At 67.3% G+C, this 23,554-nt stretch carries 19 protein-coding genes and 1 pseudogene; 9 read left to right on the top strand and 11 right to left on the bottom strand.

All coding sequences use genetic code 11. The features are described 5' to 3' along the window. Positions 1 to 3: 3 nt before the first annotated feature. Positions 4 to 576, top strand: a complete 573-nt coding sequence (locus AC5Y7D_RS09680) for a hypothetical protein (RefSeq protein WP_499923503.1) — start codon at positions 4 to 6, stop codon at positions 574 to 576. 84 nt (positions 577 to 660) lie between these two features. On the opposite strand, the gene pcrA is transcribed toward AC5Y7D_RS09680, so the two are convergent. Beyond that, the gene (gene pcrA / locus AC5Y7D_RS09675; RefSeq protein WP_499923502.1) at positions 661 to 2,982 is read right to left on the bottom strand and encodes a DNA helicase PcrA; all 2,322 of its coding nucleotides are present in this window, start codon (positions 2,980 to 2,982) and stop codon (positions 661 to 663) included. A gap of 54 nt (positions 2,983 to 3,036) precedes the next feature. Beyond that, positions 3,037 to 5,055, bottom strand: a complete 2,019-nt coding sequence (locus AC5Y7D_RS09670) for a PPE family protein (RefSeq protein ID WP_499923586.1) — start codon at positions 5,053 to 5,055, stop codon at positions 3,037 to 3,039. A 342-nt stretch (positions 5,056 to 5,397) separates the two neighbouring features. Here AC5Y7D_RS09670 and AC5Y7D_RS09665 point away from each other — a divergent pair, with 342 nt between their 5' ends. The 3 genes from AC5Y7D_RS09665 to pgi all read left to right on the top strand — a co-directional run bounded on the left by AC5Y7D_RS09665 (position 5,398) and on the right by pgi (position 8,532). Beyond that, positions 5,398 to 5,712 carry a chorismate mutase gene (locus tag AC5Y7D_RS09665; protein ID WP_499923501.1) on the top strand — a complete coding sequence of 105 codons (315 nt, stop codon included), beginning with the start codon at positions 5,398 to 5,400 and terminating at the stop codon, positions 5,710 to 5,712. A gap of 62 nt (positions 5,713 to 5,774) precedes the next feature. Further along, positions 5,775 to 6,821, top strand: coding sequence for an esterase family protein (locus AC5Y7D_RS09660; protein ID WP_499923500.1), 1,047 nt, complete (start codon positions 5,775 to 5,777; stop codon positions 6,819 to 6,821). Positions 6,822 to 6,870: 49 nt separating this feature from the next. Next, positions 6,871 to 8,532 carry a glucose-6-phosphate isomerase gene (gene pgi / locus AC5Y7D_RS09655; RefSeq protein WP_499923499.1) on the top strand — a complete coding sequence of 554 codons (1,662 nt, stop codon included), beginning with the start codon at positions 6,871 to 6,873 and terminating at the stop codon, positions 8,530 to 8,532. 22 nt (positions 8,533 to 8,554) lie between these two features. On the opposite strand, the gene AC5Y7D_RS09650 is transcribed toward pgi, so the two are convergent. The 8 genes and pseudogenes from AC5Y7D_RS09650 to cobF form a co-directional block, all read right to left on the bottom strand. Beyond that, a complete protein-coding gene (locus AC5Y7D_RS09650; protein WP_499923498.1) occupies positions 8,555 to 10,096 on the bottom strand; it encodes a PE family protein in 1,542 nt (513 codons plus the stop codon). A gap of 255 nt (positions 10,097 to 10,351) precedes the next feature. Next, positions 10,352 to 11,101, bottom strand: a complete 750-nt coding sequence (locus tag AC5Y7D_RS09645; RefSeq protein ID WP_499923497.1) for an SDR family oxidoreductase — start codon at positions 11,099 to 11,101, stop codon at positions 10,352 to 10,354. 16 nt (positions 11,102 to 11,117) lie between these two features. Next, a complete protein-coding gene (locus AC5Y7D_RS09640) occupies positions 11,118 to 11,588 on the bottom strand; it encodes a zinc finger domain-containing protein (protein ID WP_499923584.1) in 471 nt (156 codons plus the stop codon). 150 nt (positions 11,589 to 11,738) lie between these two features. Next, a pseudogene (locus AC5Y7D_RS09635) lies at positions 11,739 to 11,981 on the bottom strand (DNA-formamidopyrimidine glycosylase family protein); the annotation flags it as partial. Between the two features lie 46 nt (positions 11,982 to 12,027). Further along, on the bottom strand, positions 12,028 to 13,542 hold the full coding sequence (locus AC5Y7D_RS09630; RefSeq protein WP_499923496.1) for a PE family protein: 1,515 nt from the start codon (positions 13,540 to 13,542) through the stop codon (positions 12,028 to 12,030). Between the two features lie 105 nt (positions 13,543 to 13,647). Further along, a complete protein-coding gene (locus AC5Y7D_RS09625) occupies positions 13,648 to 15,360 on the bottom strand; it encodes a PE family protein (protein ID WP_499923495.1) in 1,713 nt (570 codons plus the stop codon). A 112-nt stretch (positions 15,361 to 15,472) separates the two neighbouring features. Beyond that, positions 15,473 to 16,366 (bottom strand): PE family protein, encoded by an 894-nt coding sequence (locus tag AC5Y7D_RS09620; RefSeq protein ID WP_499923493.1) that lies wholly within the window; start codon positions 16,364 to 16,366, stop codon positions 15,473 to 15,475. Between the two features lie 141 nt (positions 16,367 to 16,507). Further along, positions 16,508 to 17,257: a precorrin-6A synthase (deacetylating) gene (cobF, locus tag AC5Y7D_RS09615; protein ID WP_499923492.1), complete on the bottom strand. Its 750-nt coding sequence runs from the start codon at positions 17,255 to 17,257 to the stop codon at positions 16,508 to 16,510. Positions 17,258 to 17,383: 126 nt separating this feature from the next. Here cobF and AC5Y7D_RS09610 point away from each other — a divergent pair, with 126 nt between their 5' ends. The 4 genes from AC5Y7D_RS09610 (at position 17,384) to AC5Y7D_RS09595 (ending at position 21,519) form a co-directional block, all read left to right on the top strand. Continuing rightward, complete coding sequence (locus AC5Y7D_RS09610) at positions 17,384 to 18,289, top strand: AurF N-oxygenase family protein (RefSeq protein WP_499923491.1); 906 nt, start codon at positions 17,384 to 17,386, stop codon at positions 18,287 to 18,289. Next, entirely contained in the window at positions 18,286 to 19,452 is a 1,167-nt protein-coding gene (locus AC5Y7D_RS09605; protein WP_499923490.1) for a DUF4873 domain-containing protein, read from the top strand. Before AC5Y7D_RS09610 ends, AC5Y7D_RS09605 begins: the two co-directional genes overlap by 4 nt. Before the next feature lie 370 nt (positions 19,453 to 19,822). Continuing rightward, on the top strand, positions 19,823 to 20,596 hold the full coding sequence (locus AC5Y7D_RS09600) for an STAS domain-containing protein (protein ID WP_499923581.1): 774 nt from the start codon (positions 19,823 to 19,825) through the stop codon (positions 20,594 to 20,596). A gap of 53 nt (positions 20,597 to 20,649) precedes the next feature. Beyond that, on the top strand, positions 20,650 to 21,519 hold the full coding sequence (locus AC5Y7D_RS09595; protein WP_499923488.1) for an LLM class flavin-dependent oxidoreductase: 870 nt from the start codon (positions 20,650 to 20,652) through the stop codon (positions 21,517 to 21,519). A 3-nt stretch (positions 21,520 to 21,522) separates the two neighbouring features. Here the strand turns inward: AC5Y7D_RS09595 and AC5Y7D_RS09590 are convergent, their stop codons facing one another. Next, the gene (locus tag AC5Y7D_RS09590) at positions 21,523 to 22,338 is read right to left on the bottom strand and encodes an enoyl-CoA hydratase/isomerase family protein (protein ID WP_499923487.1); all 816 of its coding nucleotides are present in this window, start codon (positions 22,336 to 22,338) and stop codon (positions 21,523 to 21,525) included. A gap of 54 nt (positions 22,339 to 22,392) precedes the next feature. Here AC5Y7D_RS09590 and AC5Y7D_RS09585 point away from each other — a divergent pair, with 54 nt between their 5' ends. After that, positions 22,393 to 23,310 (top strand): class I SAM-dependent methyltransferase, encoded by a 918-nt coding sequence (locus AC5Y7D_RS09585; protein WP_499923486.1) that lies wholly within the window; start codon positions 22,393 to 22,395, stop codon positions 23,308 to 23,310. The last annotated feature ends 244 nt before the right edge of the window (positions 23,311 to 23,554 follow it).

Raw genomic sequence — 23,554 nt, 5'->3', positions numbered from 1 at the left:
CCGGTGACCGCGCCCAACGACCCTCCTGCGCGCGAGAACCCGCCCGAGCCCCCCGAAGCACCCGAAGAACCGCGGACCCGGATCATCCGGCGTGCCCCGACCGCCCCGCTGCCCCCGATCGCGTCTCAGCCGACCACCCAGATTCCGCGCGCCTCAACACCTTTGGCGGCGGGCGGCGGCATACCGCCGCTTCCCGTAGCGCTCGGACCCGAGCGCAGTCCCCGGACGGCGGTGGCGGCCAGCGCGGTGAGCATCGTCAGCGGCTGGGCCACGTCGGTGGTGGCCACGGACCTCATCGCCGGCTGGTGGCAGACCGACCGGCTGTTTTGCATTGCGGTCGGATTCCTCGCACTCGTCTTCGCGGTCACCACGGTCTCGGGCGTGATCATGCTGCTGCTGCACCGTCCCGTCGGGCGCTACCTGATCATGGCCGGCTCGGTGGTCGCGCTGCTGACCTACCTCGGGGTGTTCATCGCCGGTGCGCGGGTCGGGTGGGTGGTGCACACGCTGCCACTGCTGCCAATCGCCAGCGTACTGCTGGCGATGCTCCCCGATACCAGACGCTGGGCCGAATAACGATCGCCCCACTTCGCCGAACGTGAACTGGGGGCGGCATTTTCACGATTTTCTCGCCCTGATTGCACGTTCGGCGACGGGATCTCAGAGCTTGCTGATCGGCGCGTGGTTGTGCATCAGCTTGACCCGGCCGGCACTGCCGAAATCGATCAGCGACATCGCCGATTCCCCGACACCGGACACTTCCTCGACCCGGCCGAGACCGTACTTGTCGTGCGTGACCCGATCACCGGGTTCCAACACCACCAGCGGGCGTTTGATCGACCCGGAACGCGTCGGCGCCGACCGCGGAGTGCCGAACCGCCCGGCGCCGCTCACCGGCGCGCTGAACGACGGCTTGGGAGCGAGGCGACGCCAGTCGATGAGCTGCTGCGGAATCTCGCGCAGGAAACGCGATTCCGGGTTCAGCATCGGCTGGCCCCACGACGAACGGACGATCGCCCGGCTGAGGTAGAGCCGTTGCCGGGCCCGGGTGATGCCGACGTATGCCAGACGCCGTTCCTCGGAGAGCTCGGTGGGATCGTCCAGCGCCCGCATGTGCGGGAACATGCCGTCCTCCCAGCCGGTCACGAACACCACCGGGAACTCCAGTCCCTTGGCGGTGTGCAACGTCATCAACGTGACCAGCCCGGCACCGTCCTCCGGGATCTCGTCGGAGTCGGCGACGAGCGAGACGCGCTCCAGAAAAGCCGCCAGGACACCGGTGTCGGGGACGTCTTCGTCCTCTGGCGTATCTGCCGCCAGGGCGGCAGCGTTCGCCTGGTCGGTGCTGAATTCGTGTGCGACGGATACCAATTCGTTGAGGTTGTCCAGCCGCGCCAGTTCCTGGGGGTCGTTCGAAGACTCCAGCTCGCGGCGATATCCGGTGCGCTCCAATACCGCCTCGACCAGTTCGCCGAGGTCGTCGTCGAGGTGCCCACGCAGTTCGTCGAGCAGCTCCACGAAGCCCGCAATGCACTTCTCCGCACGGGTGTTGAGCATCGGCACCTTGCCCGCGGCCGCTGCCTGCAGAGCATCCGCGAAGCTGGCGCCGGTGTTCTCGGCATACACGGCCACACAGGCCTCGGCACGATCGCCGATGCCGCGGCGCGGGGTGTTCAGGATGCGCCGCATGCTCACCGCGTCACCGGGGTTGTCCAGCACCCGCAGATACGCGACGATGTCGCGGATCTCCTTGCGCTCGTAGAAGCGCACGCCCCCAACGACTTTGTACGGGATGCCGGCGCGGATGAAAACCTCTTCGAGCGAACGCGACGAGTTGTTGGTGCGGTAGAAGACGGCGACATCGTTGTAGGTGATGTCGCCCCGGTCTGCCAGTGCGTCGATCTCCTCGGCCACGAACCTGGCCTCGTCGTGCTCGTTGTCAGCGACGTAGCCAACGATCAGCTCGCCTTCGCCGGCATCGGTCCACAACCGCTTCTCCCGGCGCCCGGCGTTGCGGGCGATCACCGAGTTGGCCGCCGAGAGGATGTTCTGTGTCGAGCGGTAGTTCTGTTCCAACAGAATCGTCGTGGCATCCGGGTAGTCGCGCTCGAAGTCCTCGATGTTGCGGATGGTGGCGCCGCGAAAAGCGTAGATCGACTGATCGGCGTCGCCGACCACGCACAACTCCGCGGGCGGCACGTCCTGCTCGGCAGGGCCGACCAGTTCCCGCACCAGCATGTACTGAGCGTGGTTGGTGTCCTGGTACTCGTCGACCAGCACATGACGGAACCGCCGCCGGTAGTACTGGGCGATATCGGGGAAGGTCTGCAGCACTGCGACGGTCTCACCGATCAGGTCGTCGAAGTCCAGCGCGTTGGCCGCCCGCAGGCGCCGCTGGTATTCGCCGAAGACGGATGCGACGGTACGGGCGAGGTCGTCGGATTCGTCGGTGAGATTGGACACCGCCTGATGGGGGTCGATCAATTCGTTCTTCAGGTTTGAGATGGCGTTGGCCAGCAGTCGCGGCGAGTACCGCTTGATGTCCAGGCCCATGTCGCGGCCGATCATCTGCAGTAGCCGGCGGGAATCGTCGGCGTCGTAGATGGAGAAGTTCGAGTTGAGTCCCTCGATCAGCGAAGCCTGGTTGCGCAGGATCCGCACGCAGGACGAGTGGAAGGTGGACACCCACATGTACCGGGCCCGGTCGCCCACCAGATTCACCACCCGCTCGCGCATCTCGGCGGCGGCCTTGTTGGTGAAGGTGATGGCGAGGATCTGGCCGACCCCGACGCCGCGCTCGGCGATCAGGTAGGCGATGCGGCGGGTCAACACCGCTGTCTTGCCCGACCCGGCGCCGGCGACGATCAGCAGCGGCGAGCCTTCGTGTACCACCGCCTGGCGCTGTTGCGGGTTGAGCCCGTCCAGCAGTTCGTCGACCGCGCTGGGACGGGGGTACTTGGCTTGGGTCAGGTGCACACTCATGTCGGTCCAAACTTACCGCCGTCTGCCGACAGACCGCCGCCGGCCGGGCGGCAACTAGAACTCGAAACCCGACTGGTTCACGCCCGCATGATTGCTGCCCGAACTCCTGCTACCCGAGCTGCCCCAGCCGGAGTTGAGCGTCCCGGAGTGACCGAAGCCCGAGTTGTCGGTGCCGACATTCATGAAGCCGACATTCCCGGTGACGCCGCCGTTGGCGTAGCCGATGGCGAAGCTGGCGGTGTTGGAGAAGCCCACCGCGTTGAAACCCGAATTGAAGAAGCCGGTGTTGCGGCTGCTCGTGTTCTGGAAGCCGGTCTGGAAATTGCCGACGTTCCCGTAGCCTTCGCTCGAATTGCCGGTGTTCTGGAAACCCGAGGTGCCGTTCCCGTTGTTGTTGAAGCCCGACGTGCCGGTGCCGGTGTTGCCGAAACCGGAGCTGACGGCGCCGGTGTTGGTCGCGCTGCCGAAGCCGGTATTGGCAGCGCCCGCATTGCCGGCGCCGGTGTTGATGCTGCCCGAATTCCAGTAACCGGTGTTGGTGTTGCCTGAGTTTCCGAAGCCGGTATTGCCCGAGCCGGAATTGAAGAAGCCCACGCTGCTGGAGCCGGAGTTGAGGAAGCCGACGGTGCCGCTCGAACCCGAGTTGAACGCACCCACCGCGAAACCGCCACCGTTGCCCGCACCGACGTTGTTGCTACCCGCGTTCCAGAACCCGACGTTGCCGTGGCCGGAGTTCCCGAAGCCGACGTTGGTATTGGTGGTGTTGACCCAACCCGTGTTGTGGTGGCCGGAGTTCATGATGCCGGTGTTGATATCGCCGGAGTTGGCTAGTCCGGTGTTGAAGTCACCGGAGTTGCCGATACCCCAGTTGCCGTGTCCGGAGTTGAAGAAGCCGACGTTGTTGTTGCCGGAATTGAAGAGGCCGATGTTCCCGCTACCGGAGTTCAACCCGTTGAAGTTGATCCCGACCTGATTCTCTCCGGTGAGACCGATGCCGAAGTTGTTCTTGCCGGAGTTGCCGAACCCGATGTTGAACTCGCCGCTGTTGCCCAGGCCGATATTGAAGTTGCCGAAGTTGCCGATGCCGATGTTGGAGTTGCCGGTGTTGCCGAAGCCCAGGTTGGAGTTCCCGGCCGTGGGCACGGCTCCTGGGCCGCTGTTTCCGAAGCCGATGTTGGAGTTGCCGAAGTTGCCGCTGCCGATGTTGAGGTTGCCGGTATTTCCGTTCCCCCAGTTGCCGCTGCCGCTGTTGCCACTCCCGATATTTCCGCCACCGGTGCTCTGGGAATTGCCGAAGCCGATGTTCCCGTTGCCTCGATTGCCGCCGCCCAGGTTTCGGCTGCCGGTGTTGCCGCCGCCGAGGTTGAAAGAACCGGTGTTGCCCCCGCCGATGTTGAGGATCCCGTTGAGGTTCCCGTCTCCGAAATTGAGGTTGCCCCTGTTCCCGTTACCGAAGTTGAGGCCGCCGGTGTTGCCGCTGCCGAGGTTGAAGGTACCGATGTTGCCCAGACCCAGATTTGCGGCGCCGACGTTGCCCACGGCGGAGAACAGTTGCGGAAGTAACTGTTCCCAGGGAGGCAGCGCCTCGGCGATGGCCGACGCCCCGCTGAAGTAACCGAACATTGCCGCCACATCCTGGGCCCACATCTCCTCGTACACCGCTTCGGTGGCCGCGATTGCCCCGGCGTTCTGTCCGAACAGGTTCGACAGCACCAGCTGCACGATCTGAGAACGGTTGGCGGCGACGGCGATTGGCTGGATCATGGCCGACTGCGCGGCCTCGAACACCGCGGTCACCGTTCGGGCGTGCCCGGCGGCGTCCGCAGCCTGCGCCGCCGCCGCGGTGAGCCAGTCCGCATACGGCAGGGCGGCGGCCGTCATCGCCGCCGACGCCGGGCCCTGCCAGGCCTGGCCAACCAGCCCGGCGGTCACGGACCCGAACGAGGAGGCCGCAGCACCCAGTTCTTCTGCCAACGCGTCCCAGGCCTGCGCCGCTTCCAGCATCGGCAGGGACCCGGCGCCACTGAACATCAGCAGCGAGTTCACCTCTGGCGGCAACACCGAGAAATTCATCGACCGTCCCTTCAGGACCATCCGAACGACCGTCACAACCGCGAGTAGAGAGCCTACGACGATGTCGTTGGCCGCATCGGACAATTGCGCGAATTGTGTTCCCTTGTCGAATGCCGTCAGTTCGCTTGCCGCGCAACAACCGAAGGACGAGCCGCCGGAGCAGTGCCGGAGCCGGTTTTTGCACACCTAGACCACTTGGTGGCACACTCGGTGCGTGCTCAACACGCAGCCCCGATTTTTCTACGGGTACCGGCCAGCGGTGCCCGTGGTCTAGCTGCTTTCGCAGAGCCCCGTGGTCCGCTTCGGATTCGGGGCTCGTTTCTTGTGTGAGGCCCGAACCGGATGAGACCAGAACCACCACCTCACGAGAACGCGGAGATTGCCGACATGAACACAGAGACCATCGGCGCCGATCAACTCGGCATCGACGAATTGCGGGAAGAAATCGACCGGCTGGACGCCGAGATCCTGGCCGCGGTGAAACGGCGCGCCGAAGTCTCCCAGGCGATCGGCAGAGTCCGGATGGCGTCCGGCGGCACCCGGCTGGTGCACAGCCGCGAAATGAAGGTCATCGAACGCTACAGCGAACTCGGTCCCGAAGGTAAAGACCTGGCCATGCTGCTCTTGCGGTTGGGCCGGGGACGACTCGGCCACTAAACGATTACTACCGTCGTTACATTCGGCGAATTCCTGCTTTGCCGGGGTACATTTCGCCGGAAATGGTTACGGCATCTACACCAGGGGTTTCGCCGTTACGCCGGCTGACGTACCTATCAGCCGCAGCGTTGCTCGCACTGGCGGGCGGGCTGTTCAACAATTCGCCGACCTCATCTGCCTGGTCGCGCCAGGGCACGCCGATCGAATACCTGATGGTCCCCTCGCCGGCGATGAATCGTCAGGTCAAAGTGGAGTTCCAGGGCGGGGGCACCCGCGCGGTATACCTACTCGACGGGATGCTCGCCCGCGACGATTTCAACGGCTGGGACATCCATCTCCCGGTCTTCGAATGGTTCGGCCAATCCGGTCTGGCGGTGGTCATGCCGACCGGCGGTATGGCGAGCTTCTATTCCAACTGGTACCGCCCGGCGGTAGGCCACAGCGGAACAATGACCTACAAGTGGGAGACCTTCCTCAGCGAGGAGTTGCCGGCCTGGTTGGCCGCGAACAAGGCGATCAGCGCCGCCGGCAACGCCGTAGTGGGTGCCTCGATGTCCGGATCGGCTGCGCTGATCATGGCCGCCAATCACCCGCAGAACTTCATCTACGCGGCCTCGATGTCAGGTTTCCTGAATTTGTCCGCCGGAAACTGGCCCTCGCTGGTCGGTGCGGCGCAACTGGGCGCCGGTGGGTTTCGCTCGGACGCCATGTGGGGTCCGCCCGGCGACCCGGCGTGGGCCGCCAACGATCCGACCGTCAACGTGCCCAAGCTGGTCGCCAACAACACCCGCATCTGGGTGTACACCGGCAACGGCGGTGACTCAGATCTGGATACGAAGCTCGACGCCAGCCTGCTGGAAAGCGCCACTCGGATCAGCAACAAGGTCTTTGAGGCCCGGTACAAGCTCAAGGGCGGGCATAACGCCGTCTTCAACTTCCCGGCCAACGGCACCCACACGTGGTCGTACTGGGGCCAGCAGTTGCAGACGATGCTGCCGGACCTGCAGCAAGTGCTGGGCGCAGCCCAATCGCGAGTCCCCTCCGGCCTGAACAATTGCAGCGCGGCAGCGGGCAACGGCGCACCGAACTTCGGTGCCGGTGAGTGCTGACACGGCTTGCGGACCCACCGGCCCGGGCGAGCGGCGTTAGGGTCGAAAAATGACCTCCGAATCAATCCCCGACATCACCGCTACCCCGGCGTGGGACGCCCTGCGCACACATCACGATGAAATCGGAGCCACCCACCTTCGCCAATTCTTCGCCGACGATCCGAACCGCGGCCGCGACCTCACCCTGAGCGTCGGGGACCTCTACATCGACTACAGCAAACATCGCATCACCCGTGAAACGGTGCAGCTGCTGATCGACCTGGCCCGCGCAGCGAAGCTGGAAGAGCGCCGCGACGCGATGTTCGCCGGCGCCCGCATCAACACCTCGGAGGATCGTGCGGTGCTGCATACGGCGCTGCGACTGCCCCGCGACGCCGACCTGATCGTCGATGGCCAGAACGTCGTCAGAGACGTGCATGAGGTACTGGACGCCATGGGCGACTTCACCGACCGGTTGCGCAGCGGTGAATGGAAGGGCGCCACCGGGGAGCGGATCAAGACCGTCGTCAACATCGGGATAGGCGGTTCGGACCTCGGCCCGGTGATGGTGTACCAGGCGCTGCGCCACTACGCCGACGCCGGCATCTCGGCGCGCTTCGTCTCCAACGTCGACCCGGCCGACCTGGTCGCGACCCTGGTCGACTTGGAACCCGCCACAACACTTTTCGTCGTCGCGTCGAAGACGTTCTCGACGCTGGAGACCCTCACCAACGCCACGGCCGCACGCCGCTGGCTCACCGATGCACTTGGTGACGCCGCGGTGGCCAAGCACTTCGTCGCGGTGTCCACCAACAAGCGACTGGTCGACGAGTTCGGTATCAACACCGCCAACATGTTCGGCTTCTGGGACTGGGTCGGCGGACGCTACTCGGTGGACTCGGCCATCGGGCTGTCGGTGATGGCGGTGATCGGCCGAGAAGCGTTCGCCGACTTCCTGTCCGGGTTCCACCTCGTCGACGAGCATTTCCGCACCGCTCCGCTGGAGTCGAATGCGCCTGTGCTGCTTGGCCTGATCGGGCTGTGGTACTCCAACTTCTTCGGCGCGCAGTCGCGCGCGGTGTTGCCGTACTCCGACGACCTGGCCCGGTTCGCCGCCTATCTACAACAGCTGACCATGGAGTCCAACGGCAAGTCGACACGTGCCGACGGCACGCCGGTGACCACCGATACCGGCGAAATCTACTGGGGCGAGCCGGGAACCAACGGCCAGCACGCGTTCTACCAGTTGTTGCACCAGGGCACCCGGTTGATCCCCGCCGACTTCATCGGCTTCAGCCAGCCGCTCGACGACCTCCCGACCGCCGAGGGCAGCGGCAGCATGCACGACCTGCTGATGAGCAACTTCTTCGCCCAGACGCAGGTGCTGGCATTCGGCAAGACCGCCGAAGAGATCACCGACGAGGGCACCCCGGCTGAGGTGGTGCCGCACAAGGTGATGCCCGGAAACCGGCCGTCCACTTCGATTTTGGCCAACCGGCTCACACCGTCGGTACTCGGCCAACTGATCGCACTCTACGAGCATCAGGTCTTCACCGAGGGAGTGGTGTGGGGCATCGACTCCTTCGACCAGTGGGGCGTGGAACTCGGCAAGACGCAGGCCAAGGCCCTACTTCCGGTGATCACCAGTGACGCCTCGCCGGACAAGCAGTCCGACAGTTCGACCGATGCGCTGGTGCGGCGCTACCGCGTCGAAAGAGGCCGCTCCAACTAGTTCGCGCCCACTAGCTCCGACGTCAGCTCAGGCCAATCACGCCACTTAGGCCAAACAACCCGCCGGAGCCGCTCTCACCATACTTGCCATCGGTCAACCCTGGTCCGCCATTGCCGCCGTTGCCACCGATACCGAGGAACACCGCATTGCCGCCGTTACCACCGGCACCGCCCTCGTCCTGCCCGCGCCCTCCGTTTCCGCCAGCGCCGCCGTTGCCGATCAGCCCGGCGTTCCCACCGCGACCGCCGGCACCGCCGTCCACCAGGCTGAAGACAGCAACGTCGCCGCCATCACCGCCGGCCCCGCCATTGCCGAACAGCATGCCTGCGTTGCCACCAGCGCCGCCCGCTCCCCCGAAGCTCGTTTGGCCGGTGCCCGCACCGATCACCGAGCCGCCGTCACCCCCAGCACCGCCATTACCGAAGAGCATCCCGCCTGATCCGCCGATTCCGCCCACACCGCCGCTGCTCCCGAGGGTGGAGCGGGAAACCGCCCCACCGACGCCTCCATCGCCGCCGTGGCCACCGAACAGTCCACCGACGCCGCCGGCCCCGCCCGCACCACCGCTTACCGCGGATGTACTTGGACCCGCAGCCGCTCCCCCGGCCCCGCCGTTCCCGCCACGGCCGCCCAGCAACCCACCAGCGCCGCCGGCACCACCGGCACCGCCATAACCCGGACCGCCCAGGCCGCCGATGCCGATGCCGCCGTCGCCGCCGTCGCCGCCGTCGCCCATGAAGAACCCGCCAGCGCCACCGGCACCACCAACCCCGCCGTCACCAAGCGCGTTGGTGCCACCCACTCCGCCGTCGCCGCCCGTACCGAACAGCGGGCCGCCAGCCCCGCCCGCCCCTCCGGCACCGCCGGGTCTATCCACCCCGGTGCTCAATCCTCCCCGGCCACCGGCGCCTCCTGAACCAAACAGCCCTCCCGATCCGCCAGTTCCGCCGATTCCCGGGGCGGTGCCCTGCCCGCCGTTGCCGCCGGCCCCACCGTTGCCAAATAGCTGACCGCCGGCTCCGCCAGCCCCGCCGGCACCGTTTGACCCACCGGCACCGCCGACCCCGCCGGTGCCGAACCACCCTGCGGCTCCGCCGTTGCCACCCGCCTTCCCGGAGGCGCCGGATCCGCCCGCCCCGCCATTGCCGATCAGCAAGCCTCCCGGCGCACCGTTAGCCCCGGTCCCCGGAGCACCGTTGGCGCCATTGCCGATCAAGGGGCGTCCCAACAAGGCAAGAGCGGGTGCGTTCACCACGCCAAGAATGCTCTCCAAAGGACCCGTGCCGGCAGCCTCGGCGGCGGCATAAGTGCCGGCGGCAGCGGTCAGCGTCCGGACGAATTCCGTATGGAAGAGGGCCGCCTGGGCACTCACTCCCTGATAGGCCTCGCCGAATCCGGAGAAAAGGGCAGCGACCGCTTGCGAAACTTCATCGCCGGCCGCGGCGGCTACAGCCGTAATCGGCGGTGCCGCAGCAGCACTGGCGGCCCAGACCGACGAGCCGGCACTCGACAGCCCGCTTGCCGCGGCGGAAAGCGCTTCCGGATTGGTGATCAGAAATGACAATTTGCGTGCCTCTCCCGTGCAACCGGCACCCGAGATGCCCGCGCGGACTGAATTGATAACGCTGAACTTTGGGCGGTCAAATGCCGGTCAAGCGTAACTTTGTCACCGACATTGGTATCGAAAATGCGCGATATCGAATCATTGCTGCCGCGGTCGGCAACCAACACATAGAAATGTATTCGGGACCGGGTTGCGATTGAGTGAACATCAATTGCATGAGCAGGCCACCGCTCGGCGTCTTGACGCTCCGGTTTGCTAAGCGAAGCGCTTGGTCAGCGGTGGCGGCAGCACGCGCATCAGCTGAACCAGCGGCGCCCACGGCCACCACGGCACGGCCGCCCGGCCCGGTTCTCGCTCGATGGCCGCAACGAGTGCCTTCACCCCGGTCTCGTTGTCCACCATCAACATCGTGGTGCCGGACTTGGCCGTCATCTCCGACTCGATGTAGCCGGGCTCGATTACCGAGACCTTGATCGGACCCTTGGCGTACTCGGCGCGCAGCGATTCGCCCAGTGAGCTCAAGCCGGCCTTGCTTGCCGCATATGCGGCTTTGACGCCGGGCACACCTTTATTGCCGAGCACCGAGGAGATGAGCACCAGGTGGCCGGATCCGCATTTGTGGAACATCTCCAGCGCGGTTTCGATCTGCACCAGCGCCGAGACGAGGTTGGTTTCGATGGTCGCCTTGTTAGCCCACAACTTGCCCGAACCCAGCCGGGCGCCCTTGCCGATGCCGGCGTTGACGATGACGCGGTCGATGCCGCCCAACTCATCGCTCAATTCTCCGAATACTTTCGGCACCTGCTCGTGGTCATTGACGTCCAATGCGGCCACGGCGATGTTGATCGATGGATAGTGCTGGGAGAGTTCGGCTTTCAATTCTTCCAGCCGTTCGGTGCGGCGGGCGCACAACGCCAGGTCACGTCCCATGGCGGCGAAGTCGCGGGCCATACCGGCGCCCAGACCGGAACTGGCTCCGGTGATGAGGATTTTCTGGCGGGTCACCCAGGCAGCATATCGATCACTTGAGCAGCCGCGACATGCGCCGGTCGGCCAGCACCTTGCCGCCGGTCTGACACGTCGGGCAGTACTGAAAAGACTTGTCCGCAAAGGACACTTCGCGCACGGTGTCACCACACACCGGGCAGGGCAACCCGGTGCGGGCGTGCACTCGCAGTCCAGAGCGCTTCTCGCCCTTGAGCGTGGCGGCGCCCTGGCCGACGGACCGGCTCACCGCGTCGGTGAGGACGGAAATCATCGCGTCGTGCAGGGTGGCGATCTGTTCGGCCGACAGATTCGCCGCGGTGGCGAACGGCGAGATGCGCGCGACGTGCAAGATTTCGTCGCTATAGGCGTTGCCGATGCCGGCGATCACCTTCTGGTCGGTGATGACGGTCTTGATCCGTCCGGTATTGCCGGCCAGCACCCGGGCCAGGTCCTCGGGGCCGAGCTCCAACGCATCCGGGCCCAGGGCAGCGATCTGCGGAACCAGCTGCGGGTCACCGACCAACCACACCGCCAACCGCTTCTGGGTGCCGGCCTCGGTGAGGTCGAAGCCGGGTGCCGCACCGGGCGTGCCCAGGTGCACCCGCAGCGCGATCGGCCCCTTGCCCGGTCGCAGCGGCGCCGCCGCCAGCTTGTCCGACCAGCGCAACCAGCCCGCGCGGGACAGGTGCGTGATCAGCCACCGGTCGCCGGCCTGTAGGCCCAGGTACTTGCCCCATCGGCCGGCCCCGACGACGGTCTGGCCGTGTAGGGCGTTGATGGGCGGATCGAAGGTCTTGAGCACGCTCAGCGCGGCGACGTCGACGCGACCGACCGTCAGGCCGACGGCGTGCCGGCGCAGATGGTCGGCCAGCGCTTCGATCTCGGGGAGTTCGGGCACCTGATCAGTGTGCCGATCCCGTCAATCGGGTGTCTATCGACCCCAACTACGGAGGTCCGGCCACCCCCGGTTGCCCGAAGAGGCTTCCCCCGGTTCCCCCGGGCCCACCCTTGCCGGTACCGATGCCGACGCCGCCGTTGCCACCGTTGCCGATCAGGATGGCGTTGCCACCGGCGCCGCCGTTGCTCGAATTGCCGCCGCCACCGCCGTTGCCACCGGTCCCGCCGTTGCCGAAGAACAAGCCGCCGTTACCGCCCGCACCGCCGTTATTGCTGGTGACGGGCAGATTCTGCGGATTGTTGCCGCCGCTGGCACCGGCGCCGCCATTGCCGAACAGTTGCGCCGAGCCGCCGGCGCCCCCGGCTCCACCGTTACCGCCGATTGCATTGCCGCCCACAGGACTTACACCGCCGCGCCCGCCGTCGCCGCCAGCGCCGCCGGCGCCGCCGGCGCCGTTCAACCATCCACCGACTCCGCCGGCGCCACCGAGGCCGCCATTGCCGCCGTTACCGCCGAAGCGAACGGCGTTGGCACCGCTCCCGCCCGCCCCGCCCGTGCCGCCGTGTCCGCCGTTGCCCAGCATTCCGGCGTTGCCGCCGGCACCGGCCAGGCCGCCGGCACCGCCGCCGGCACCTACCTCGAAAATCCCTGGCGGGGGGCCGCCCCCGGCGCCGCTGTTGCCGCCGGCCCCGCCGTCGCCGTAGAAGAAGCCGGCGTCGCCACCGCGACCGCCGTTGCCTCCCGCACCGCCGATGCCGACGCTCGTCGAACTGAATAGCCGACCGGTGGCGGTCCCGCCGTCACCGCCGGAACCGCCGGCGCCGCCGGCACCACCGAGCAGCCCGCCGTGACCGCCCATGCCGCCCGAGCCGCCGGCGCCGCCGCTGGCCCCGACACCGCTGCCGGTATTCAGGGCAGCCCCGCCGAGTCCGCCGGCGCCACCCGCGCCACCGGCACCGAACAGCCAGCCCCCTGCCCCGCCGGCGCCACCGTTACCGGCTGGGCCGCCGGCAAGCGAGGCAGGCGTCCCGGGCGCACCGGCCCCACCCGCGCCGCCCGCCCCACCGTTGCCGATCAACCCCGCGGCACCGCCGCTGCCGCCGTTCTGACCGACCGCGCCCGAACCACCCCGGCCGCCATTGCCGAACAGCAGACCGCCGGCTCCACCGTTGCCACCGGTTCCGTCGATCCCGTTGGCGCCGTCACCGATCAGCGGGCGCCCGAGCACGGCCTGGCTGGGCGCATTGATCAGGTTCAGCGCCTGCTGGATCGGAGCGGCGTTGGCCGCCTCGGCGCTCGCGTACGCGCCGGCACCCGCGTTCAGCGCCTGCACGAACTGCTGGTGAAACGACGCCGCCTGCGTGCTGAGGACCTGATAGGCCTGGGCATGCAAGCCGAACATCGCCGCCACGGCCGCCGAGACTTCGTCGGCCCCGGCCGCCAGCACCGCCGACGTAGGTGCTGCAGCCGCCGCACTTGCCGCGTTGATCGAGGAACCGATGCTCGCCAGATCGGTCGCTGCGGCCGAGACCCACTCTGTCGATGCGTATACGAAGGACATGCGGCAACCTCTTCCCGATCAGACGCCACCAAAAATCCGCTGGAAGCGCAGCGTAGCGCTACAGTGGCGCTCCACAGGGGACGTTCGGGAAAAAGAGAACGCCCGTCAGGGGCCGGCCGGCCCGTCGGCGCCGCGCTCACCGAAGAGCGTGCCGCCGTCGCCTCCGGTGCCGCCGACACCACCCTGGGTTGCGCCGGCCCCGGGTCCACCGTTCCCGCCGTTACCGACCAACCCGGCATTGCCCCCGTTGCCACCGATCCCGTTACCCGTGGGAGCGTTGAAGCCGGCCGGGACCGTGCCGGCGAAGCCGCCGTTGCCGCCGTTGCCGTAGAGAAAGCCGCCGTTGCCGCCGTTGCCGCCCACAGCGCTCTGGAACACGTGCGCTGCTGAACCCGACCCCACGGCGCCGGTGTTCCCGCCGCTCCCGCCGGCCCCACCGTTGCCCCACAGCTGGGCGTCACCCCCACGGCCACCCAACACACCGGGACCGGCTCCGCCGAAGTTATTCCCGCCGCTGCCGGAGTTCCCGCCGCCTCCACCGGCACCGCCGGCACCGCCACTGCCGATCAGCCCGCTTTGTCCGCCTTGGCCGCCGAAGCCGCCGAAGCCGCCGCTACCGTTGAAGCTGAGTACCCCCGCCGCGGAGTTTCCGCCGTTGCCACCCAGGCCGCCTACACCGCCCTGGCCGCCATTGCCGACGAAGAAGCCACCGGCACCGCCATTGCCGCCGAAACCACCACCGCCACCCTGACCGGCGATGCCGAACGCACCGACGGTGACCGATTGTCCCGCGCCGCCCAGCCCGCCATTGCCGCCGGCTCCGCCGTTACCGAACAACCCTGCGTTGCCGCCGTTTCCGCCCGTTGCGTCGAAGCTACCGCCGCTCACCCCATTCGCCACGGCGCTGTCGGTCACAAACGAACCGCCGTTGCCGGAATCGCCACCGGCACCTCCGTCGCCGTAAATCCAGCCGCTGTGACCGCCGTTGCCGCCGTTGCCCGCCGCTCCGGCGGTACCAGAAACGGCACTACCCAGCCCGCCCGTGGCGTTGCCGCCGTCGCCGCCTCTACCGCCAATTCCGCCCTGGCCGAACAGCAATCCACCGGCCCCCCCGGCGCCGCCGCTACCACCCGCGCCGGCGTTGAAACCCGCGCCGAACGGATTCCCGCCGCTGGCGTTGCCGCCACTGCCCCCAGCGCCACCCAGTCCACCCTGGCCGTACAGCCAACCGCCATTCCCCCCGACGCCGCCGTTGCCACCGGCCTGTCCTGGTGCAGCCCCGACGGCGTCGGAGCCAGCTCCCCCGGCACCACCGTTGCCGCCGTTGCCGAACAAGCCCGCAGAGCCACCGGCACCGCCGTTCTGGCCCCCGGCACCCGCACCGCCGTTTCCGCCATTGCCGAACAGCCATCCGCCGTCACCGCCGGCGGCGCCGGTGCCGTTGATGCCGTCGGCGCCGTTGCCGATCAGCGGACGTCCGGCCAATGCCACGAAGGGGTCGGTGGTGGCCGCCGCGATCGCTTGCATGGGCAGCGCGTTGAGGGCTTCCGCCGTGGCGTACTGGTTGGCGCCCGCGCTCATCAACTGGACGAATTGCTGGTGAAACGTCGCCGCCTGTGCGCTGAGCGCCTGATAGGCCTGGGCGTGCGCCCCGAAAAGGGCGGCGATCACCGCCGAGACGTCGTCGGCCCCGGCAGCCAGGACCGCCGAGGTCGGCGCTGCCGCCACCGCACTGGCGGCGTCGATCGACGAGCCGATGCTCGCCAATTCCGTTGCCGCAGCAGCAACCCACTCCGTCGACGCGTACACAAAGGACATGCGCCAGCCTCTTCCCGACTAGAAACGTGAGCCGACTTCCGTGAGAGCGGATCGTAGCGCGACGGCTGCGCCCGGAGCCGGGCTTCCGGCGAATCGGGCTGAGAAAGGTCTGTCAGGCTGGTGCGGCGATGCCGGGCTCGCCCAGCACGCCACTACCGCCGGCGCCGCCGTGACCGAACAGGCCGGGCCCGACGCCGCGTCCGGCCGGGGCGAAGAAGGTGTCTGCACGCTCGAGAGCGCGGGCGGCGACGGGTGCGCCGTCACCGTAGAGCCAGCCGCTGCGGTCACCATCGCCGACTGCGGCGCCGGCTTCGGCATGCTGGACCTGCGCGGGGCTGGCGGTGTGCCCGTCGTTGCCGCTCTTGGCTGGTTGAGCCGCAGACGGAGCACTGGCGGCGCCCAGGCCGGCGTTCGCGCCGAGGAAGGGCGCGAACGCTCCCGTGTTGCCGGCGCCGACCGCGCCATCGGCGGCCGGTGCGACGCTGGCCTCCGCGCCGCTGCCGAGAGCACCCACGGCGCCGCCGCCGCCGGTGCCGAACAGTCCGGTAGATCCGCCGGTGGGCGCGGGAGCCATGGCAGCACGCGCACCGAACACCGACGCGCCGCTGCGGGCGGCCCCCAGCGCAGCGTGGACACGGTTGGTGCCGCCGCCGTTCAACTGCTGCGCGCCGGCCATCATGCCCGGTTCGTTCGACTGCGTGGCGCTGTGCTGCATCGGCACCGCGTTGGCTGCTTCGGCCGTCGCGTACTGGCTGGCACCCGCGGTCATCAGCTGGACGAACTGCTGGTGAAACAGCGCTGCCTGCGCGCTCAATTGCTGGTAGGCCTGCGCATGCGCTCCGAACAGGGCCGCGATGACGACCGAAACGTCATCGGCACCCGCCGCCATCACAGCGGAGGTGGGCATCGCCGCCGCCGAGCTGGCGGCGTTGATCGAGGAACCAATGCTCGCCAAATCCGTGGCCGCCGCGGCAACCCACTCCGGGGTGGCGAACACATACGACATCGACAACCTCTTCCCGACCGGCACGACGCGGTGCTAATCACGTGTCTAGCACGTGGAAGTGAATCGTATCGTGGTATCCGGTAACCGGAGCGCGCGTTCTTCGCCGAACGTGACGTCAAACCCTGCCGCGGGACGCCGTCATTACGAGCACCCGCCCGGACGCAGCAGGTAAGTGTCCATGATCCAGCCGTGCCGCGCGCGGGCCTGACCACGCACCGCCTCGATCTGGTCTCCGACCGTCCCGACGGTGCCTGCCAGCAGCAGTTCGTCAGGTGTACCGAGAAAGGCGCCCCACCAGATCCGCGTGTCGGGCGCACAGGCCTGGAACGTGCAGTCGCCGTCGAGCAGCACGACGGCCGAGCCGGCGAGTCCGTCGGCGCGCAGTTGGCGGCCGGTGGTGATCAGCACCGGCGCGCCGATGTCGTTGAGCGGAATGCGGTGGCGAGCGGTTAATGCCTGGATCGCGGTGATGCCGGGGATGACGTCATAGGTGAAATCGACCTCGGCGGCCAGCGCGTCGAGGATGCGCAGGGTGCTGTCGTAGAGGGCAGGGTCGCCCCACGCCAGGAAGGCGCCCACGCCGTCCGGCCCCAGCTCCGTGGCGATGGATGCCGCCCAGATCCGGGCCCGCGCGGCGTGCCAGTCGGAGACTGCCTCCCGGTAGTCGGCACCGGCGGAGCGCTGCGGATCGGCCAGTTCGACGAATCGGTAACCCGGCTCACGGATGAACCGCGCGCAGATCTGCCGGCGAAACGCGACCAGGTCGCTCTTCGCCTCACCCTTGTCCATGGCGAAGAACACCTGTGTGTCGTTGAGCGCGTTGATCGCCTGGACGGTCACATAGTCGGGGTCGCCCGCCCCGACACCGATGACGTGGATGTGACGGGTCATGTCGCCCAAGCTAATTCAGAAGGCGCGATTTCTACCTGGGACCGCAGGTACCCGGTACCAAGGGTATTGACTAAGGCGTGTGATCTGCCTAACGTCGGAGATACGCGATCGAAGGGACGGTCAACGATGACCACTGCGGTGCGCCCGGGTGGGCCCAGTCGTGAAGAATTCTCCGAGCGCCTGCTCAAGGGCTCGGTCAAGAAATCCTATGAACCGGTTGTCGATATCGACTGGGACGCGCCCCTGGACCCGGACAAGTTCTTCCTGCCGGCCAAGCTGGTGTCTCTGTACGGCACGCCGCTGTGGGACGAGATGACCCGCGAGCAACAGATCGAGCTGTCGCGACAGGAACTGGTCAACACCCTCTCGGCCGGCATCTGGTTCGAGAACATGCTCAACCAGTCGCTCCTGCGGACCATCCTGCACGAAGATCCCACCAGTCGCTCGACGCACTACAAGCTGACCGAGCTGGGCGACGAAACCCGGCACATGGTCATGTTCGGTAAGGCGATCGAACGAATCGGCGCAAAACCCGTGCAGCCGCGGCGTTTCCACCGCTACATCATCAATGCGCTGCCGCTGGCCTTCCAGCGCGGCTCGATGCTGTGGGTGGCCGCGCTGATCGGGGAGGAGATCTTCGACTCTCTGCAGCGGCAGATGCTGGACGACCCGGAGCTGCAGCCGATCATCCAGCGGCTCATGCGAATTCACGTCACCGAAGAAGCCCGCCACATCCAGTTCGCGCGGGACGGCGCACGCAAGCGGGTTGCCGAAATGCCGCGGTTCAATCGTTGGTTCATGGCCAACATCAACGGACTCGGTGGGTACTTCTTCAACTACCTGTTCAGCAACCCCGTCCCGTACGCGCGGGCCGGACTGGACCCGATGCGGGCCCGCCGCGCCGCACGCACCAGCGAGCACCGGCGGGAGATCCAAGTTGCCGGATTCGCTCCCCTCGCAGCATTTTTGGCCGAGGTGGGGCTGATGGGCAGGATCGGCCGCCGGGCCTGGAAACGCAGCAGGTTTCTGTGACAACGCCGCATGCGGTGGTGATCGCCGGGGCGGGAACCCGCGCACGCAGCGTGCAGGCCGCCCTGCACAAGGCCGGCATCGGTGACACCGAGACGTGCGCTGAAATGCAGCGCGCGCACTTCGACGACGACACCGACAGCTGGGCTCTGCGCACCGGCGACGGCGCGGTCCGGGCTCGGGTGGTCGTGGCGGCGCACCTGCCGCCCGCCACTCCCTGGATCCCGAACCTGGCCGGGCGCAGCGAGTTTCGCGGAGAATCGGTGCCCGCCGCCCGCTGGGACCCCAACTTCCGCGCGGCCGGTAAGCACATAGGGTTGGTCGGCACCGATTCCTTCGCGGGATACCACCTCGGCCGGCTCTTCGAATCAGCGCGGTCGGTCACCGTCTTTCCCCATGCGCCGCGCCGCGTGATCACCGAGATCGAACTGTGGCCCACCCGCGCCCGGCGCCGGCTGCTCCGCCGCACGCGCCCTGGACCTCAGGTGGGACCGGCGATCCAGGCGATCACCGCAACAGGTATCCGCACCGTGGACGACGCCGAGCATCCTGTCGACGCGATCATCTACGGCACGGGCCTCACCATTGACGGTGAGCCGCCGCTGGCCGGTGCTCGTGGGCTGACCCTGCGCCAGGCTTGGGCCGACGGCACGGAGCCGTTCTTCGGCGTGGCCGTCCGCGGTTTCCCCAACTTTTTCTTCCTCGCCGGCCCCGACATCAACGCCCAGGCGCGTTACATCGCCGCGTGTGTCGCGCAGATGCAACGCAGCGGCAGTCGCCGAATCGAGGTGCGCCACAGCAGCCAGCAGGTCTACAACGAACGCGCCCAGCTTGCGCCTGTCTCACCGCCGCCGCCTGTCTCCGCGTTCGATCTGTCGTCCAGCGCGCCGGACTACGAAGACACCTACGACGGCGAGGCGACGCTGGAGATCGGCGGCTGCCGCCAACCGGTACGCGTCCGGCTGGTCGGGCACCTGGACCCGCTGGACGGCAATTACCACTGGCAGGGGACCATTTTCGACGTCGATGACTCGCTCGATCGGGCGCGGGTCGGCACGCTGTCGGTGGGGCAGCGCAGCGCGTCGGCACGCATCGTCGAGCGGACGCCGTGGGGGACGCACTCGGTGGCGGGAGTCGGCGTGCCGCCGTACGCCCGCAACATCTGACCGCCTGAATTTCCGCGTCTGCGCCGCTGCGTCTGCCCGTCGGGCCGGATACCTACCCGCCTGGAGGTTGACCGCGCACGCGGAATGGGTAATCACTTCATTAGTGCGTGTCGGTAGTACGTGCTGGCAGGCGACAGGACGGCGAGAACGGCATGTTCGGCGTGGCAAAGCGCGGCCCCTCGCGGCCGCTCGGCCTTTTCTTGGATGCGCCAGCGATGCTGCACGTTCACAAAACGGTGTGCTTGCCCGAAGATAGATCTTCTTGGCGGAAATACGCGACGGGGCGATAGTTCGAGGAGCTGGACATGGAACCGCACGGCACGATCGAGTTGGGCTGCCGATTCACGTGTCTGCCGCGCATTGGTATCGGGTGGCCGCAGTGAGCGCGGTCGCGAAGTCGTCCAACTCGCTGGCCCTCGGATCGCGAACCGAGGAGTCGGTGGTCGTGCTGACAGCTGAAGGCGTGCTGGACGCCGGCAACTCCGCGGAACTCCGCGACAGCATCACCAAGGCCACGATCGATGTGCCCACCGCTGTGGTCGTCGACGTCAGCGGACTCCAGGTTCCGCAGGAAGCGGCGTGGTCGGCTTTTGTGAGCGCGCGCTGGCAGTTGGACACCAGACCGGATGTGCCAATTGTCCTCGTCTCGGGCAATCGCGCGGCCCGCGAGGCCATCACCCGCACCGGGGTTGCCCGCTTCATGCCTGTCTACCCGAACGAGAAGGGTGCGATGAAGGGCGTCGCCAAGCTCGGCCGTCGCAAGTTGCAGCACTCGCAGGCGAAGCTGCCCGCCAACTTGACCAGCCTGCGCGAATCGCGTCAGCTGGTCCGCGAGTGGCTCACCGCCTGGTCCAAGCCGGGGCTGATTCCGGTCGCACTGGTCGTGGTCAACGTCTTCATCGAGAACGTGCTCGAACACACCGGCAGCGACCCGGTGATGCGGGTCGAGTGTGAGGGCCAGACCGCGACCATCGCGGTGTCCGACACCAGTGGCGCGCCCGCCGTGCGGCTGTCTGCGCCACCCAAAGGCGTCGATGTCTCCGGGCTGGCCATCGTAGACGCGCTGTCGCGGGCCTGGGGCAGCACTGCGACCTCGTCGGGCAAGACGGTATGGGCGATCATCGGTCCGGAGAACCAGCTCTAAAGACCCGGTTCTACTGTCGAGGCACCCGCCCCTTCGACGAAAGCAGACATGACGTGCGGTTCAGTTTCGCCGAGTCGATGACGAATCCGGCCTTCTACATTCCGCTGGCCAAGGCCGCCGAGGCGGCCGGATACCACAGCATGACCATCGCCGACAGCCTTGCCTACCCCTTCGAATCCGACTCGAAATACCCCTACACCCCGGACGGCAACCGAGAGTTCCTCGAGGGAAAGGAGATGGTCGAAACATTCGTTCTGACAGCGGCTTTGGGTGCGGTGACGACAACGCTGCGGTTCAACTTCTTTGTGTTGAAGCTCCCTGTCCGGCACCCGGCGCTGACGGCCAAGCAGGCGGGCTCGCTGGTCGCGCTGATCGGTAACCGGGTGGGCCTGGGCGTGGGCACCAGCCCATGGCCCGAGGACTACGAGTTGATGGGCCTGCCGTTCGCCCGGCGCGGCAAGCGAATGGACGAATGCATCGAGATCGTGCGGGGACTCACCAGCGGCGACTACTTCGAGTTTCATGGCGAGTTCTACGACATACCCAAGACGAAGATGAGTCCGGCGCCGTCGGAGCCGATCCCGATCCTGGTCGGTGGGCACGCCGACGCGGCGTTGCGACGGGCGGCACGCCTGGACGGCTGGATGCACGGCGGCGGCAGCGACCCCGCCGAAGTCGACCGACTCATCGCTCGGGTCAAGCACTTTCGCGCAGCGCAGGGCGCGACGGGCCCGTTTGAGATCCACGTCATCTCGGCGGACGCCTACACCGTCGACGGCATCAAGCGCCTCGAGGACAAGGGCGTGACCGATGTCATCGTCGGCTTTCGCTGGCCCTACATCAACGGGCCCGACCCCGAGCCGCTGGACATCAAGATCCGCAACCTGGAGCGCTACGCCGACAAGGTGATGTCGAAAGTGTAATTCTCACAGCGGATCCCACCTCGGAGCTCGCTTTTCGCGGTGTGCCATGGCAGCCTCTGCGGGATTGTTGGTGAAGCCGGTCAGGATCTGGGTGCGGTTCTCGATCTCAATGGCATGTCGCAGACTCGGCGCGTCCAGCGCCGCATTGAGGCCGATCTTGGTCTGCCACACACCGAATGCGTTGTTGGCGGCAATCTCGCGCGCCTTCGCCAGCGCGGTGGTCATCAGGTCCTCGGATTTGACGACCTCGTGCACCAATTTGATGCGGTAGGCCTCGTCGGCGTCGATGATCCGACCGGTCAGCATCAGTTCCCGGGCGACCCCGGCGCCGACGATTTTCGGCAGTAGGTAGCTGGTGCCCATGTCCATCGACGAGAAGCCGGCTTTGATGAACACCGACCCGAATCGGGCTTGCTCAGCAGCAATCCGAATATCGGCGTGCAACGCGAACGCCAGCCCGCCCCCCACGGCGACGCCGTTGACCGCGGCAATCACCGGGATGGGCAGCTCGTACATCCGGACGAACAGTTCGGCCAGCCGCGCCTGCGCGTCATAGGTGACCTTGAACCCGGGAGTCGCCGGTTTGACGTCCGTCCAGGCCACACCGGTGCCGCTCAGATCGGCGCCGGCGCAGAATCCGCGCCCGGCCCCGGTCAGGATAGCAACCCGGTATTCGCCTCGGCTCAGCACATCCAGCGCCTCGTCCACGCCGTTGATCAGCGATCCGTCGATGGCGTTCAACAGCTTTGGGCGATTGAGGGTGATGCAGGCGATGTCGTCCTCGAGCGTTTCCAGTGTGACTGCGGGTTCGGGTGCCATATCCGAACGTTAGCGACTCTGCAGACTGCCGGGCATCGGGCTTACGGTAGGTCCATGGCACGTGCCGACGACGACAGCTGGGATCTGGCCACCAGTGTGGGGGCCACCGCCACCATGGTCGCGGCCGCACGGGCGGCCGCCGGCAGACGCCCCAAAGCCGTGGTCAGCGATCCATTCGCCGAGCCCCTGGTGCGCGCGGTGGGCATCGACCTGTTCACCCGGATCGCGGCGGGTGAGCTCGATGGGATCGACGCCGACGGCGAGCTGGGTTTCCCGCGGATGATCGACACGTTCGCCGCCCGCGCCAAGTTCTTCGACGATTACTTCATCGAGGCCGGCGGCGCGGGAGTGCAACAATTCGTGATCCTGGCGTCCGGCCTGGATTGCCGCCCCTTCCGGCTATCGTGGCCGGCCCACACGACGGTGTACGAGATCGACCAGCCCGGGGTCATCGAGTTCAAGACGTCGACGCTGCTCAAACGAGGCGCGAGTGCCGGCGCCGAACACCGGCCGGTGAGCATCGATCTGCGCGACGACTGGCCGGCAGCGCTGTTGGCAGCGGGTTTCGACACCGAGCAGCCGACGGCGTGGCTCGCCGAGGGACTGTTGATCGGTTATCTGCCACCGGAAGACGAAGTGCGGTTGCTGGACAACATCATCCTGCTCAGCGATTCGGGCAGCCGACTGGGCGCCGACTACGGGCAACTGGGCGGCCGGTCCGCCCAAGATCAGCAGCAGGCGCAGCGCATGACCGACCGGTGGCGCCGGCTCGGACTGGATCTGGACGTCGCCGGCCTTACCTACCCCGGCGAGCACACCGATGTGGCGGCTCACCTGTGGGCAAGCGGATGGAGCACGATCACGTCAGATCTCGGCGAGCTCTTCAGCGCCGCCGGGTTGGCGCCGCTCGGCGACGCCGCCGAGAGTGCGCCGGCGAATTCGATCGGATTCGTGCGGGCGTCGTCCCCCTGACGGCCGGTACCGGGCCGGTCAGTACCAACAGCTCGTCACCGGTCAGCAGCACACCCAGGCGGCCAATCGGCGACGCCGTCGTACTCCCGCGAGTAGATGTGTCGGCCAGGGCGTGTCGGCCGGTGTCGCGCCGTACAACGGCTGGCCCAGGCTGGGCAGCGTCAGGTCCGGAAAAGCGTGGCAGCAGAACCCCGTTCGGGTTCATCGGGTCACCTGGCCAAACGTCACTCTCACGTCGTGCGAC

The sequence above is a fragment of the Mycobacterium sp. NGS49 genome, from assembly GCF_059812565.1.
The sequence above is the reverse complement of the archived record's forward strand: the minus strand, read 5'-3'. Positions and strand labels throughout refer to the sequence as shown.